This window comes from Vibrio sp. QJM3NY_35 (genome assembly GCF_057785915.1).
In genome coordinates, this window is the sequence record NZ_CM173508.1 from 1,313,302 (window position 1) to 1,328,514 (window position 15,213).

Annotated in this window: 11 protein-coding genes; 9 read left to right on the plus strand and 2 right to left on the minus strand. The window is 39.9% G+C overall.

All coding sequences use genetic code 11. The annotated features are described in order from the left end of the window. Positions 1 to 401: 401 nt before the first annotated feature. The 7 genes from AC3CH3_RS21215 to AC3CH3_RS21245 all read left to right on the plus strand — a co-directional run bounded on the left by AC3CH3_RS21215 (position 402) and on the right by AC3CH3_RS21245 (position 10,715). Positions 402 to 938 (plus strand): HEPN domain-containing protein, encoded by a 537-nt coding sequence (locus AC3CH3_RS21215; protein ID WP_261895813.1) that lies wholly within the window; start codon positions 402 to 404, stop codon positions 936 to 938. A 152-nt stretch (positions 939 to 1,090) separates the two neighbouring features. Then, positions 1,091 to 3,376, plus strand: a complete 2,286-nt coding sequence (locus AC3CH3_RS21220) for a dynamin family protein (protein ID WP_488538348.1) — start codon at positions 1,091 to 1,093, stop codon at positions 3,374 to 3,376. A gap of 12 nt (positions 3,377 to 3,388) precedes the next feature. Further along, entirely contained in the window at positions 3,389 to 5,740 is a 2,352-nt protein-coding gene (locus AC3CH3_RS21225) for a dynamin family protein (RefSeq protein WP_488538349.1), read from the plus strand. A gap of 1 nt (position 5,741) precedes the next feature. Next, positions 5,742 to 8,225: a dynamin family protein gene (locus AC3CH3_RS21230; protein ID WP_488538350.1), complete on the plus strand. Its 2,484-nt coding sequence runs from the start codon at positions 5,742 to 5,744 to the stop codon at positions 8,223 to 8,225. Continuing rightward, positions 8,218 to 9,471, plus strand: a complete 1,254-nt coding sequence (locus tag AC3CH3_RS21235; RefSeq protein WP_372150600.1) for a hypothetical protein — start codon at positions 8,218 to 8,220, stop codon at positions 9,469 to 9,471. The genes AC3CH3_RS21230 and AC3CH3_RS21235 overlap by 8 nt, the downstream gene beginning before the upstream one ends. A gap of 1 nt (position 9,472) precedes the next feature. Beyond that, on the plus strand, positions 9,473 to 10,462 hold the full coding sequence (locus AC3CH3_RS21240; RefSeq protein ID WP_488538351.1) for a hypothetical protein: 990 nt from the start codon (positions 9,473 to 9,475) through the stop codon (positions 10,460 to 10,462). Then, complete coding sequence (locus AC3CH3_RS21245) at positions 10,455 to 10,715, plus strand: hypothetical protein (protein WP_136974986.1); 261 nt, start codon at positions 10,455 to 10,457, stop codon at positions 10,713 to 10,715. The genes AC3CH3_RS21240 and AC3CH3_RS21245 overlap by 8 nt, the downstream gene beginning before the upstream one ends. Before the next feature lie 767 nt (positions 10,716 to 11,482). Here AC3CH3_RS21245 and AC3CH3_RS21250 read toward each other — a convergent pair. Together AC3CH3_RS21250 and AC3CH3_RS21255 are read right to left on the minus strand one after the other, a co-directional pair. Beyond that, a complete protein-coding gene (locus AC3CH3_RS21250; protein ID WP_488538352.1) occupies positions 11,483 to 12,016 on the minus strand; it encodes a porin family protein in 534 nt (177 codons plus the stop codon). Positions 12,017 to 12,432: 416 nt separating this feature from the next. Then, on the minus strand, positions 12,433 to 13,107 hold the full coding sequence (locus AC3CH3_RS21255; protein WP_488538353.1) for a glutathione S-transferase family protein: 675 nt from the start codon (positions 13,105 to 13,107) through the stop codon (positions 12,433 to 12,435). Between the two features lie 496 nt (positions 13,108 to 13,603). Between AC3CH3_RS21255 and AC3CH3_RS21260 the strand changes: the two genes are divergently transcribed. Continuing rightward, the gene (locus AC3CH3_RS21260; protein WP_488538354.1) at positions 13,604 to 14,701 is read left to right on the plus strand and encodes an ElyC/SanA/YdcF family protein; all 1,098 of its coding nucleotides are present in this window, start codon (positions 13,604 to 13,606) and stop codon (positions 14,699 to 14,701) included. Between the two features lie 130 nt (positions 14,702 to 14,831). Then, entirely contained in the window at positions 14,832 to 15,083 is a 252-nt protein-coding gene (locus AC3CH3_RS21265; protein ID WP_009844829.1) for a DUF2999 family protein, read from the plus strand. The last annotated feature ends 130 nt before the right edge of the window (positions 15,084 to 15,213 follow it).

Consider the following 15,213-nt stretch of genomic DNA (forward strand, 5'->3'; position numbering starts at 1 on the left):
CGGGTGCTCTACAAAGCTTCTAAATATGTGGGGTTTTGAAGAGGAGTGGTACAAAACTGATATCTTGCTGGTGAGCGATGGTGATTTTCCAGTACCTTCGGAATTAAGTAGAAAAATTAGCAACCGAAGGGGAAATAATGGGTTACAAGCACACGGTATTCAAATAAGTAACTCTCACTGCACACCAATGAACAAAATTTGCGGTCCGATGCATTACGTTTCGGAATGGGGTGATTTAAAACATTAGCTCCTTGTTAGCGATGGCTGTCAGCGTTATTAGCAAACCAAGGCTCACTAGCCTATTGAAGTAACTCAATTTTATCGAAGCTAGTTATCATGATTTAAGCCTAAATATGGTAAATTCCATTATATGCATATAACCATGATAATTAGGGCCAAGGATGTCAGAAGCGAAAGCCAATTTTGAATATGCGATCTCAGACGCAGAGCAATTGTTAGAGTGTTACGACCAGTTAAACGGATGCAACTCCAACTCCCAACCTCCAGAGGTGCTTAAGAGAGCTACATTGATAATGACTCTCACTGCATGGGAAACCTATGTCGAAGACATAGCAAAAGAGCTTGTTGATGCGAAATATGGTGTTGTTATAGGTTCACAGCTTGGAAGAATTGTTGAGAACCGACTTGATGAGCATCTTAAGTACTTTAACAACCCTGGTTCAAAAAAGACCAAAGCACTTTTTGCTGAGTTCTTCGGTATTGATGTCACCGAAGCGTGGGTTTGGAACAATTTTCAAACCGCTGATGAAGCTAGATCACAACTCAATAAATGGTTAAAAAAACGAGGTGAGGCTGTTCATCGCGCTCAAACCAATAGAACCGAAGCTCATATCGTCAAGCGCGAAGAGCTGGACAAGTGCATCAGGTTCTTTAGAGAGTTAGTTTCGGTTACGGATAGCAAACTATCAGAGCTGTAGAGCCGTGTTTTTCAGAAGAGCAAGCTGTGACTGCGAGGTGCCTGTTATTACATGTATCTCGAAGAATGATGTGCGAAAAGCATTAGTTTCATTAATATTGCAGTGTACAGCGAAATTAAGAAGTAGTTAATGCTGCTCATTAGGGAGTAATAGTGAGTAAAAAGCCCAATCAAAGTGAAATAAATAGAATACGAACAGCCTTATGTTCACTAGAAACATTATGTAAGAAAACTTACGGTGTATCACCTTTTCAGGCTCAACTAGATGGAATAAAACAACTATTAGAGGCTGAAGAGTTCAGAATAGCTGTCGTTGGTGAGTTTAGTACTGGTAAATCAACATTTATTAACGCATTAATAGGATATGACTTGCTTCCGCATGCGCGTTCGGAAACCACAGCAACCATTACATATATCCATAACGTACCGAAAAGTAATCCGAAGTGTGGGAAGGTGACGATTGAGTTTGTTGATGCTCGGGATCCATTAACACTTGATATTTCGGATGATCAAAAAGCCCTGAAAGAGTATGTAACCAGCTTTTCGAGTCAATTCAGTGTTGTCGACGAGATTCAAAGTGTTCATGTATATACTCATTTTTTGAATATCGAAACGCCAGTAGTGCTCGTTGATACCCCAGGATTAAATGGGACTGCTGATGGACATCGCTCTATCACTCTTGCTGAAGTTGAGGGAGCTCACGCAAGCATCTTTTTGTTCCATTTGAGAGCGTTGACCGAAACCGACCTAGAGTTCTTAAAATTGCTTTCAAAGCATCAAAGTCGAATTTTCTATCTATTGAATCATATAGATTCGGTAAACGAGCTAGAGGGGGAAAGTGTTGATAAGGTCCTTGCAGATTTTCATGACCAAATATCAACGCACTTTTCGAGCCATTTCTTTGAAGGACAAGAATGCGAAACTTTTGCTATCTCAGCACTAAAGGCATTAGTACATAAGGATACTTCCTTCAAAAAACTGTATAGCTCAGATCTAACTGAGCTAACAGACGCTGAACGTAACAGCTTACGGAGTGGTTCACGGTTTGATGTATTTGAGCAAAGGTTACAGGATTACGTCGAACATCACAGTGAGTATGATATTAAGGATGTTGCACTCAAGGGACTGACCTCCGCTATCAATGATATAGAGGATAATTTACGCCAAGAGATAGCCTGTATTGAACAGCAACATAGGATGGGAAGTGATGGACGGATATCCCAGTATCTTGAGAATTTGGAAGACCGGAAGAATAAAAGCTGGAACAAGATAAAGGCCTACCTGAATTCGCGCTCTACAGATTTAGAAAATCATACGCTTCATTATCTAAAAGATGAGTTAATCAGGCTAAATGAAGAATTGCGAAACTATATTCAAAGTGAAGATTTGGATCAATTGCAAGCAAGTGTAATTCATAATACCTATGGAAAAAAAATTGACCAAGGCATTATGAAGATGCGCACCGTTATACAGAGGTTACTACAAAGTAATATCGAAGATGTTTATGAGATCGGAATTCTAGAAACAGATCGTTTTACCTCTGAGGTAGCCATTGACTATCAAAAATCACATAAGGTAAGTGGATTAACCTTTGAGCTTGATATCAACATTGTCAGTCAAGATCGTGCAAAGCTGAATAACGAAAAGGGAAATCTAACCAATTTAGAATTCGGTCTAAAAGCAAACACGGATAATCAACAAACACTTGCTAAGTTACAGGAAAAAATTCAAACAGAATTAGTCAATAACAATGCCAATACGCGCAGCACTAAAAACAAAAGAGATACAAAGATTCAGCGTCTAGGTAAACGGCCAGGCGTTGAGTATATCACCAGAAGTAGAACAGTTGAGCGCGGTGGCCTTTTAGGTGGAGTTCTGGACTTCTTTTCTGAAAAAAGAGAAACCTATCGAGCAGCGGATAGAAGTGAGCAACAGCGGTATGATCGTGATCTGGATGAGATTCGCAATCTGTACACAGCTCAAATTAGTACGCTCAACATGAAGAAAAATCGCCTTCAAAGTCAGTTGAATGAAGCTAATTCCTCGATGGATATATCAAAATTGGGTCAAGAGCGCTTAGAGAAAAAGATCGAAAGACACGAAAAGCGTATTTTAGAGATGAATCAACATATCGAATCAAAGCTAAGAAACCACCGTCAGCAAGTCACTAGAGAGAAAAGAAATGAGCTTTGTCAGAAGGTAGAAACAAACTTGAAGGTTGAGGCTATTGGTTCACTAAATAAGATTATAAAATCCACGATTAAAAATGAGCTTTCGTCGGTGTCAGATAAGCTCTATCAGTACCATAAGCAAAAATTTGCACTTTATAGACAAAAGCTGGAATTGCTTGATGGGCAATCTAAGAATCTTGAACTACCGCTTCTAAAAAATGCAGCAACAGAAATAAGCGCAATAAAAGAAGAGTATTGTAAAAATTAAGGTGTTTTAATAATGGATTATAAAAAACAATATGATGAGAAAAAAGCAGGGGTATTGACGCTGCTTGAAAGAACATGTCAGTTCTATCAGAACACCGATGATGTTGAAAATGAACATGCGTTCGAAGAGTTATATCGCCAGGTAGAAAACGGCGAATTTTCTATCGTTGTTGTTGGTGAGTTTAGTGCAGGAAAATCAACCTTTCTTAATTCAATGATGGGGGATAAGTATTTACCTTCGTTTAGTGGCGAAACAACGGCAACAGTGAACTTCCTAAAACATAGTGGTAAAGCTGAACCCGATGAAGGGCTACGTGTTATTTATAACGATGGTACTACCCAGAGTTTCGCAGAGGCTTCATTTGATAATGTAGAAAAATTTGCAACGACCAAAGGTGAAGAGGTAGCGAGTTCCATTCAACAAGTTGATTTGTTTTTAGATTCGGATTTCTTGCAAAACGACGTGATTTTAGTCGATAGTCCAGGGTTAAATGGGGTAAGGGAAGGTCACCGTAAAATAACCGAAGAGCAGATTAAAAAATCTCATGCGTGTATCTTTTTATTTAACGCAGAACAACCTGGTAAGAACAGCGATTTCGAGTTTTTAGATCGCTTGAAAGGAGAAGTGGGTACAATTCTGTTGGTGCTAAATAAAATTGACACTATTAACTTAAATGAGGAGTCAATTGAATCAGTGCTTAAGATATTGACTGAAAGTTATCAGAGTAAATTTCCACATGCCCAATCGGTACCTGAGATCTGGCCTATTTCAGCGCAGGATGCCCTTGTCGCCCGCAGCGATAAAAAGATAGTTGAGCGAGACTATAACGCAGAGCAAAAGCAGGCTCTTTTTGAAAAGTCACGCCTATTGGAATTTGAAGAGCGCTTATGGCGTTTTCTCACCCAAGGAGAAAAAGCACGTTCTGAACTTTTAGAGCCAGTTAATCGTGTGATCAAACTACTTGAAAACACGCGCAAGGCAAACAGCCAATTGATCAGTGAACTACAAGAAAGTCACAGTAAAGGCGAGGTATTAGCCCAAATAAGTGCGTTAGAACAACAGCTAGAAAAAATTGGTGAAACGGTTGAAAACAACAAAAGAACAATTAAACGTCAAGTTCGTCAGTCGCGTATTGCGGCAGAAAATACGATGACAGGTACATTAGAATCAATTCGTGAACGCTACATGGATAAATTTGATAGTGACTTCATCATAGATCATGACAGGTTGTTAATGGATGATGATGCAGAAACAAGTTTGAAACGCTTTATCTCTCGCCTAGAAGACGATGTGAACAGCAGCCTGGCGTTGTTTGCTTTATCATTTCAAGCAGAGCTTGAAGGGAATATCCAATCTATTGCGGATATTGAGCTGGAGGGAATAAATGAGGAACTATCCAAATTGGCACAGCCTGTCGAACTTGGCAAAAGTGATGAAATAGGTCAATACACCTTGTCATTAGACTATGCAGAAGTAGATAAACGACGGACTGACTTAGAAGACGAAATTGAAAAATTAGAACAACGTTTAAACTCGTCAGAGTTAGAAGAAAAGTCTGCAATCAGGCTTACGCATAAAAAAGAGTCACTGGAAGAGCGTAAACGTACGCTGATGGATCAGAAGCATTCAGAGCTAGCTGGAATGGGGCCAGCGCCAACTGTTGATAGAGTCGAAAGTGAAGACATAGACCGAGAGTCTCGTGACGGTGTTATAGGCAAAGGGTGGAGCTGGCTGTTCGGCAAAAAAATTGTTAGAAAAACTAAGATTACTAAAGATGATGCTCGAATAAAAAACTTTCAACAACATAAACAATCTGTTGAGAAGCGATATGATTCAGATATTGCAGAGGTAACTGCTGAGTTGAGTGGTATTCAATATCAGGACATAGAGGCATCACATTTAGCCTCTAAGGAAACAAATAACAAGCTTAAGAGATTGGAAGATCAAAAACGTTCCTTAACTGAGGAGTTTAATGCTACACAGAAGCGTCACTTTAAAACACAATTAAAGAAAATACAGGAAGATATAGAAGAGAGAATTGACTCCATACGCAGTGAGGCGTTAAGTGAAATTTCTAGCCGTTTACGCTCTCAGGAAAAGTCATTGATTCCATTGCTATCACATAGTTTGGAGAGCAGCCTTTCCGACAAATTATTAAGAAAGAAGCAAGAACTAGAGCTTAAGAAAATGGATCTTGAAGGTAGTATCAGTGAAAAAGAGCAACTCATAGAAAAATGCGAACAGAAGAATGAGCAGATTTCAGAGATTCTAATTGCTGCAATTGGTGTTCAGTGTGATCTGGAAGAGCAGGCTGTAGATGTCATAGAACAAAGAAACATTTCAGAAGTGTTTGTGGGAGCCTAGTATGAATCATGCGCTAATTGAATCGATGCAGACTTTGGAGTCGGTTGCCATTGATATTGACGCTGCTCCTCAGACACGAATGCAGCTTGAGAACTTACAATCCAGCATAGAGAACAAACAGTTTTATCTGCCAGTAGTTGGGCAGTTTTCTGCTGGTAAATCACATTTTATCAACAATTTGTTGGGAAGAGACATACTCCCAACCCTAACGACAGAAACAACTTCGTTCTTAACAACTATTCGTTTTGGTGAGCAAGATAAGTTACTGATTAAGCTTAATAACAATCAAGAATTAGTGCTGGATATTTCAATGGCTAAGTGCCTTAGCCAACACAGTATCAGTCGTGGTGAATTAAGTATTCAGCTTCCTGAGTTAAATATTGACGATATTAGCTCACTGGATATCGAACTTAATAGTCCGTTGCTAGAGGATGGACTGGTGCTCGTAGATACTCCGGGAATAAACACACTTCATAGTGCTCATGAGGCGATGACGTACGAGTTTCTGCCTGCTGCTCAAGCATTCTTATATGTAAGTGGTAATCAACCTTCAATATCTGACCTTAACTTCCTAGAACGTATTAGTAAGTTTGGTCTGGATGTTTTATTTGTTCGTACCAGAATGGATGAGATTAACGAGTGTGAAGAATCCGTTGAGAGCGTTGTAGCTGAAGATTGCCAAATTCTCGAGCAAGTGGTTGATACTAGTCAGCACTACTTTGCTATATCTAACAAATTGGAGCAACCGCGTTGGCAGGAAAACTTCAAAAGCTTGCAGCAATGGTTGAAAGGCTATTTCGCTGATGATGTTCGATTGTCCTTAGAAAGAGCTGTCTCAAATAACATGCGTAAACTAACGGCTGATTTTCAAACCCAGTTGGATAAGACAATCCAGTTGATAGAGTTTGAGTATCAAGGTGATCCTGAGCAGTTTGAGTCCGATGTCAAGCAACTGGAAACAGAGCTAGCTTTGCAGAAAAAAGATGGCATGTTGTTAAAAGAAAGCCTAGAGCATGAGTTCTCTTTAGTTAAAAGGGATATTGGGCGAGAGCTTGAGCGATTAAAAGTTCAGGCAGTTGATGACTACCGAAAAACACTCTCAACAGCCATTTGGATAGATTCTCCGACAAAAGTTAGAGAATATTCTGATCAGAGTGTTAAAGAACTGGCTTTAAATATTAATACCAGAGTGTCTGAGCGATTGACGATATCTGTGGAATCTATTTATCGCCAGCAGAATGAGCAGCTGTCAGCACTCGGTTTGGTAGGCGGGCGCTTATCGGCTGAAGGATTTTCCGTTGAGATGAACACACCAACACTTGATGAAGTGGTTAGTAACTCTGATGAGGTTTTACTCGCAATATCTCGCCAGCTTAACAGTATGGATGCTGAAGAAATTGAGCTTAACAATTCAGTATCTCAGTTGACCGAAGATATGCGCTCGGCTAGCAGTGAGCTTGACGCTATTTCACTTGAAGCGGAAGTCTCGAAGGAAACAGTTAATCAATTGTCATATGCCCCTCAATATATCACTAATCCAGGCGACTCTTCGTTTTCAAAAACGTTTAGTATGCTGGGGCAGGCGGTTGATCTTGCGGTGATGTTTATTCCAACCCCTGCTGGGCCAGTAAAGGCGGTGACGAATGGTAAAAAAGCTATTGATGCAGCGAAAACCACAAAAAAAACGATTGATGCAACTCAAACAGCAATTAAAGCCACGAAAGCAGTAAAGAAAGCGACAACGGTCATTAAAACTGCTAAATCGGCAGTTGATAAATACAAGCCAATTGCTCAAAAGCATGTCAGTAACTATAGAAAGCTAAAGGAAAAATCCCAACAAAGTGCGGCTAAGCTAGCCAATTCAAGTGATGAAAAGGAGCAGAACTTAGGGCAGGTTGCTTTGAATTCGCTTCAGTTACTGGAAGCCGAGTTCTGGATGCGAAAGCTCGGAGAGAATTTCGATGAGCCACCAAGCTCTCGTATTGACGAGAATCACAGGCGTCAGTTTGAAGAGCTGCGTGCCAAAGCTGAGCATGAGGTACAAAGTAAAGTCCAAAGGCAGTTGAAAAAAATGAGCGATATGGGATTGCTCAACGAGAAAATAGCTTACGGACAGAAAAAGAAAGAGCTGTTGTTACAGCGTAGATCTGAACTGGAGGCAGAGCTTCAGGCTTTGGCTGAAAATCAAAAGCAACAGCAAAAAGAGCAGCAAAGAAATTTGTCTTGTGAATTCTATTGTCGACAGATGAATAACTCAATGAGTTCTTATATTGAATCGGTTAAAACCGCTTCAGATGAACTTATTGAACAGTTTATGGTTAAGCTATCACTAAGCGTCATGATGGACAGCGAATCCATGGTCAGAGAATTAGCAGATCAAATAGCAGAACTTAAGAGTAATTTGCAACTATCTCAGCAAGAAAAAGAGCAGAAGCTATTTCAGGTTACTCAATTAGCTGAAAAGCTGGATTCGTTAAATGCTTAACCTCAAGCAAACACTGCTGAACTATCAAAGTGTATTTGTCTTGGGCTTACCAACTCATGAGACTTACCGCATCTTTCGCTCATTGCTGAGAGATGCGGTGCAGGATTTTATGCCGGTTAGCTACTTAGATAATGGCAGTAAAAAAACCTACATTTTGTTTAACCATGATGAAGATATCGCGTACGTTGAAACGAATGAAGGACTTTTGAACTTGAGAGAGGGTAGCAACTCTGTTGAAAAAGGGGAGGTGATCTATCTTTCAGTAGGTAACCGCAACCTGCCATTGGGTTTTGTGTTTGTTATCCCACCTCAGTTTAAGACAAAAAGCTTCTTAGTCGAACATCATTCTAATCCATTTCTAAGGGATGATATGCGCTGGCTAAAGCATTTATATGGAATACTCTGGTGTGATGCCTTTCCTTATGGGGAGCTGACTAATAAGAGTATTATTAACGGATTAACAAATTGGCTGATCGCACGGCGACATATTCCGAATGTTCAGCTAATGCTTTTAGAAGGACCAGATACCGCTTCCTCGGACCTTGATATGTCGGAACAGGATTTATCTGGTGCGTACTCTAAAGATATTTTAGCTGGTGACGTTGTAGAAGTCGGTGATAGTTCAAATTTAAAGCAGTATTTCAAAGCCAGATTTAACCATCGAAAAAGCTATCTCCAAAGACAGAGAGAATATATACAGCACCAAGTTGAACAAATGGAGGATTTCGTATCAGACGATGTGATTTTTCGTACGACCTATGACTTTTGTATTGAAGACTTTGTTGAAGACTATATCTCACCCAGCAGTCTTGACAAGATATTTTCACAGCACGGTTTACAAAGTATCTCAAATCAAAAGAAGTATCATGAGTACTTATCACAAGCTGCAATGAACGTGTTAGATAATTACTGCACTCACATAAGCGAAGAATTTTTTGATGGTTCGACAATGCCCTTCTTAAATAACTTTAAAAAGGTAGGTTACAGTTTGCCACTGGATGCTTACTGTAAGCTGGTAAAAAGTACAAAGTTGAAGTGTATTGGAAGTATACGCAGTATTGGGAGCGATGTATCATTTGGTAATATTAATAAGCTAACACACCTTGAGTTTATTGAAACAATTCAGAGGGATAAAAAGGAGTTTACTGACTTACTGATAGATTTCTATCAGCATCAGTGTGAATCTATTACTCTCGATTTCTTAACTAATCAGATTATCTATTTAAAATCTATAGGTAAAAAATAATATGTCATCAGTCTTTAAAGCGATTACGGTAGCTTCTATTTTAGCTTTCTTATTCATTATGTTTATCCACAATCAATACGTTGTATATGGGTACGGATTTGTTGGATTAGCTGCAGTATCGGTATTCATATTCAGCTTACTTGATCAGAAACTAGCGCATCAGCGTCAGTTAGAGCAACAACAAGCATTTTTTGCTTATAAAAGTGAATTCCAATCAACGACGAAAAATATGCGAACAGAAATTTGTATGGCTGTAAAAGACAAAACTGAGCAAGATAAAAGAATTCATCAGCAACTGATTAGTGTAGTTAAGCAGCTAGAGAACCATACTATGCTTGTATCAGAAATAATTGACGACAAACTTTCTGATCTAATATTAAAAATCAATATATTAAATAGCCAACAATCGGCGGATTCCATTGAACTGCAAAACCAGCTAGCAAAAAAATTCACACAAACTGCAGAGCAGCTTAGTAAACAATTGATACAGGAAAATAAACTAGGACGACAGTCACTTGATCACCATCTCGAGCAGATCACCAAAAAACTTTCGCCAATCTTTGAGTTGACTAGCCAAATTGAAGCGCAAACCAAAGAAAATGGTGAGTTCATGCGTGAACAAGGAAATATAATTGAACAAGGTAACAAGCAACTTCAGTCGATACTTTTAGAGCATAGCAGACAGTTTACAAAAGAGGTTTCTGAGCAGTTTTCTGAACTTAATGAAGAGTTTGAAGATAGAGTGAATGACATGGCTGACAACAATAGTCGCTTGTTAGGTGATGTTCGACAGGTAGTTAAAACTGCTCAGAAAGGACAAACTCGTACTTTGGAAGAACTGATGGCTGAAATCCAAATTATGATCCAAAGTCAAAAGGTTACTCAGGCAGCCACTGCACAAACGTTACAGGAACTGATTGAGTTCAAAGAAGAGTTAACTCAGTTAAATCAAAAAGATTTGCAGTATCTAGAGGCAATGTTGAATGGATAACTCTGCAGCCCTGTTATTGAAATGCTGTGAACAGATAGAACAACAGTTAGTAATGTTTGGCACTGATAGCTATTTGATATTGCAGTCCGAAAACAGAGAGATTATTAAGAAATTTGAGGTGTTTGATAGTTTACTTAACCGTGCTCGAGAGTATATTTTTCTAGGCTTGTTTGTACAGGCAAGGCGTTTGATTTCTATCATGCAACGATTGTGTGAACTGATTCAATCAGAAATCAAATCTTTAGCTAGTTGAGAATTTAAGTTGGGATTGAATTGACAAGAGATAAAAGAGTTGTCTTAGAATACTGAAACCGAAAGGCCAGAGAAGTTATAGGTGACACTAAAGATGTAGCAAAAATTCGAACTTTGTTTTTGGTAAGTAATTTTCTTACCTTGGGATGTTTCATGTTTAATGATTTTCACGAAAATATCAACTTATGGTTGTTTTAGGCGATATCAACATATGGTTGCTTTTTAAGTAAGCTATTGAACTAAAAGAAATCGTAAATATCACTTTATGGTTGTTTCTACAAATAGTTTGAAAATCAAGAGCCGCTTTTGCGGCTCTTTTTTGTCTGGGATTTATAAAAACATTATTTGTAATAAATCGAAGCTGAGTACGTGAGACAAAAGTACCGCCATTTAATGGGGGCGTATCATGGTCGAAATTTGTATATTTATTATTTGGTGGGCAGCCCATACCATCCGGTCAAAGCACTTGACCAAGATGGGAAAAATAAGGCGTATGAGTCGTTTCAATGTTAGACGTTCACCTAACATATTATTGCCCCAAAGCTAGTTGGATCTGCGGATCTATGAGTATCAAATACGATTTAACCTCAAAATACTACTCCACGTTAATTTCTTACCGCTTGAGTAACCTTTGTTGCAAGTAGTATTAACAGATATAGTTGTTGTTAAAGTCGCAAGAATAGAAAAGATAAAGGCAGCACAGGATAATAATTATGTCACTGTGCTGTTAGAAATAAGATTCTTAAAAATGGTCTAGCAGTGAGCATTCTACAAATGCCATACTAAATTCAAGTTAACGCCATTTACGTCCAAACCATCGTTGTCATACCATTTAACCCATTCCAACTGAAGCTCTAAGGGGTTACCTTTGTTAAATGCCGCCCCTATACCGTATTGGAAGTCCGAATCAGAATCACTTGTATTATACCCTTGTCCAGTAACTGACGCCTTTATTTGTCCAAAACCTAAAAGGCCGTAGATATCTAGGTACTTCCACACTGGCAATACCGCTTTACCAAATAAGCTAAAGCTATGATCTATTTGGATATCAACCCCCAAAATACTGTCATTAGATATGTTGCCATAGCCTCGGGCTTCAACAGCAAAGTTTTCATGAAATCGATAACCACCGACTAGACCTAGCAGGCTATTATCGACAGATGTTATACCTCCAATATCAGCGTCTACATATGAGTAACCTAACCCAATATAACCGTAGTCCTCAAATGACCCTTTAGCGTAAACCGATGAACTAACCATGAGTAGTATACCGGCTACACAAGTTTTTATTTGTTTGGCCATGCTTATTATCTCCCTATATTTGTTAACACATTGCAAATAGAGTGTAGTTCATAGGAAGGTTGATAACAGTGAAAAAGAGGGCTTTGCAAATTAGGTGATACATGGCTTTCCAATACAGGTTCACGATGCCCAAGTCGAGATTAACCAAAGAGTTCTATTCTTCTCTCAAATTTCGAGAACATTTAATATGTAACTAATTTTAATTTTTCCGACTCAAGCTTTTTCTCTGAGTGATTTATTTCCAGAAATGTGTTTTAGATAAGTGGATAATTACAAATATTGAACGTTCGTATCAATTCACAAAAATATTAACTTGTGCTTTTTCAACATGATTCAAACATAAAGAGCCGCTTTTTAGCGGCTCTTTATGTTTGAGTTTTAGCTATCACTCAGAAGAGTGTTAACTATCAATTTTTCTACTTCGCATAATTCGAAGGAAACAGTGCTCGTTTCGCTTCTTCATCACGTTCGGTTTTAAACTCAATGCCTTTACCAATCTCGCGAGCGCGCAGTGCGGCAGGGCGACTGTTGATTGCATCAAACCAGCGCTTTAAGTTCGGGTAAGGTTCTAGGCCTTCTTCACCAAGCACGAAAGGTGCTTTATCAATCCAACCCCATGCCGCGACATCGACAATGGTGTACTCATTTCCGACGAAAAACTCACGACCTTCCATATGCTTTTCTAACACTTCGTAGTGACGTTGTGCTTCACGTAGATAACGGTTCACGGCGTAGTCTAGGCCTGCAGGGGCAGCATGACGGAAGTGTACCGATTGGCCAGAGTATGGACCAAGGCCGCTCGCGATAAACATCATCCAAGAGAGCAGTTCGGCTCTGTCTTCTGGTTGTCCCCCAAGCTTGCCAGTCTTCTCTGATAGGTACAGAAGGATAGCGTTCGAATCGAACACGCGCTGTCCTTCGTCTTCAATCGCTGGCGTTTTACCGTTCGGGTTAATTAAACGATATTCCGGCGTGTGTTGCTCGCCTTTTAAGGTATCGACTGGAACGAGTTCAAAATCTAGGCCTGTCTCTTCTAGAAACAGAGCGATCTTCATTGGGTTGGGTGTTTGGTGAAAATAGAACTTAAGCATGGGGTAACTCCTTGTATTGGTCATTCATTAAAGTATCACTTGAACGATCGTTCAATAATTGATTTTAATTTATTTGAAAATCGGTTGATGCGTGTTTTAAATCTATGCGCTTAAAACTTCGTTATTAGAGCGAGAATGGAATTGAGCGATTCAGTGTGTTGAATTTCAAGTTGTTGAAAAAATGAGCTTAAAGTTGCTGTTTGGGCGTGTTGTTTCCTGCGGAGTTTGGATTTGTGATGGGTGGTTTTCGGTGGAATAGGGCGTATGAAATCCGCAGTTAGATATTCCAAAATTACCCGTAAATTCCCCTCGAAACCAAAATTATCTCGATGCGCAGGCTTACTGGTAAGTTCAAAATCGTGATCTGTTGCCACACCTTATGCAACAAATGAATATTAACCTCGGAGATTCTGGTGTGGTTCACGGTTTTTTAATCTTAGGGGCTTACATTGGGGAGCAAATCTGATGTGAACACTTAACGACACAGGATCTTTCCATGAAAAAGAACATTATCGCTCTCGCTCTTGGTGGCATGCTAGCCTTTGGCGCAACACCTTATTCTTTTGCTGCTAACGATGGCGCAGTGCAAGCTTCAGCGGATTACGCGCAGTTGGTGACTAAGCGACAAGTTGTCGACCAATTACTTCTTGATGCGTTGCAGGCGTTTAAGTCTCCGGCAAGAATTTCTCACGCGGGCTTCACGGCTAAAATGCCAAGTAACATGGAAATTGTGACTAACCGATTGTTAGAAGCTTACCAGCTAGAACCTTACCGTACTGACTTGTTGATCTCGGCAGCGAACGCTCAGATCTACAACAAGAACGCAGAGCGCGCTATTGAGTTGTTTGAACAAGCACTGACGGTTGCGCCAGACGATGTCGACTTGCACGCGTATCTAGCGGTTTGGCAGCGATTTGAAGGCAATGAAAGTGAATCCAATAAGCACATGGAAAAACTGGAAAGCTTGAATAAAGGCAAAGCAGAAGACATCAAGCGTATTTTTGCTACGGTTGACCGTGTGTTAGAAACACCGCTTAAAGAGTCTGCAGATAAGGGGCTGTTGAGCGACCACGGTGCCATCGTTACTTTGGGTTACGCGCTTAATCCAGATGGCTCTATGCATGAAATATTGATTGAACGTCTTGAAACGACATTAGCAATGTCGAAAGCTAACCCAGACGCGATGATCGTGTTAACCGGCGGCGTGCCTAAGAACCATAAGACAGAAGGTAAGTTAATGGCGGATTGGCTTATCTCAAAAGGGGTAAGCAAAGACCGCATCATTGAAGAGAACTACGCGACCAGCACGGTAGGCAATGCCTTGTTCAGTAGCTATGCGCTCGCTCGTCATGATATTAAGCACGCAACCATTATTAGCTCGGCAAGCCATGTTCGTCGTGGTCAAACTCTGTTTGAAATTGCTAGCTGGCAAACTGGCCCTCAGGGCATTACTTTCGATACGGTTTCTTACCCAGACAAGCCGCTAGAGGATCTTAAGAAAGCGAGTGATGGTGAGCTTCTAGGCATCTACCGTGACGCACTGAGAACGTATGGTATGTGGAGCTACCGCTCTTACCCATTAGAGTCTCGCTAAGCCCAAGCATTATTTGCGTTTGGGAAAAGCACAGTTCGTGTTAAACCAAAGCTTCACTTGCTAGTACAATCGAGCACAGCTAGATGGTATGCTGTGCTCCTACTTAATTTAGTGTTTCAAAGGCAAAAAAATGAACCCGATTTTAGCAATGTTGAAAGAGAACAATATTAGCGACGAGCAGATCAGCGAGATATTCAAGACGTTGACCGAGAACCCTCTTGCAGCAATGGCGACAATCAGCCAACTTGGTTTACCACAAGATAAGCTTCAAATGCTGATGGGTCAGGTAATGCAAAACCCTGCGCTAATCAAAGAAGCAGTTGAAGAGCTTGGCCTAGATTTTTCTAAGGTTGAAGCCGCTAAAGAGCAACTTCAAAAATAAGTGAGTTTGAATGAGCTGATATCGTCTTAGCTTAATCAAAATTCAATGAAAAGGTCGTTTAAGTTCAGCAACAGGCTGTCTTAACGGCCTTTTTTGATCTTGGTGGCGATTATTCACTTTGATCAAGTTG

Excerpts from the sequence above, each read along its gene's own strand:
- AC3CH3_RS21235 (WP_372150600.1), top strand. The coding sequence starts at position 8,218 with ATGCTTAACCTCAAGCAAACACTGCTGAACTATCAAAGTGTATTTGTC.
- AC3CH3_RS21250 (WP_488538352.1), bottom strand. The coding sequence starts at position 12,016 with ATGGCCAAACAAATAAAAACTTGTGTAGCCGGTATACTACTCATGGTT.
- AC3CH3_RS21230 (WP_488538350.1), top strand. The coding sequence starts at position 5,742 with ATGAATCATGCGCTAATTGAATCGATGCAGACTTTGGAGTCGGTTGCC.
- AC3CH3_RS21215 (WP_261895813.1), top strand. The coding sequence starts at position 402 with ATGTCAGAAGCGAAAGCCAATTTTGAATATGCGATCTCAGACGCAGAG.
- AC3CH3_RS21225 (WP_488538349.1), top strand. The coding sequence starts at position 3,389 with ATGGATTATAAAAAACAATATGATGAGAAAAAAGCAGGGGTATTGACG.
- AC3CH3_RS21255 (WP_488538353.1), bottom strand. The coding sequence starts at position 13,107 with ATGCTTAAGTTCTATTTTCACCAAACACCCAACCCAATGAAGATCGCT.
- AC3CH3_RS21245 (WP_136974986.1), top strand. The coding sequence starts at position 10,455 with ATGGATAACTCTGCAGCCCTGTTATTGAAATGCTGTGAACAGATAGAA.
- AC3CH3_RS21265 (WP_009844829.1), top strand. The coding sequence starts at position 14,832 with ATGAACCCGATTTTAGCAATGTTGAAAGAGAACAATATTAGCGACGAG.
- AC3CH3_RS21260 (WP_488538354.1), top strand. The coding sequence starts at position 13,604 with ATGAAAAAGAACATTATCGCTCTCGCTCTTGGTGGCATGCTAGCCTTT.
- AC3CH3_RS21240 (WP_488538351.1), top strand. The coding sequence starts at position 9,473 with ATGTCATCAGTCTTTAAAGCGATTACGGTAGCTTCTATTTTAGCTTTC.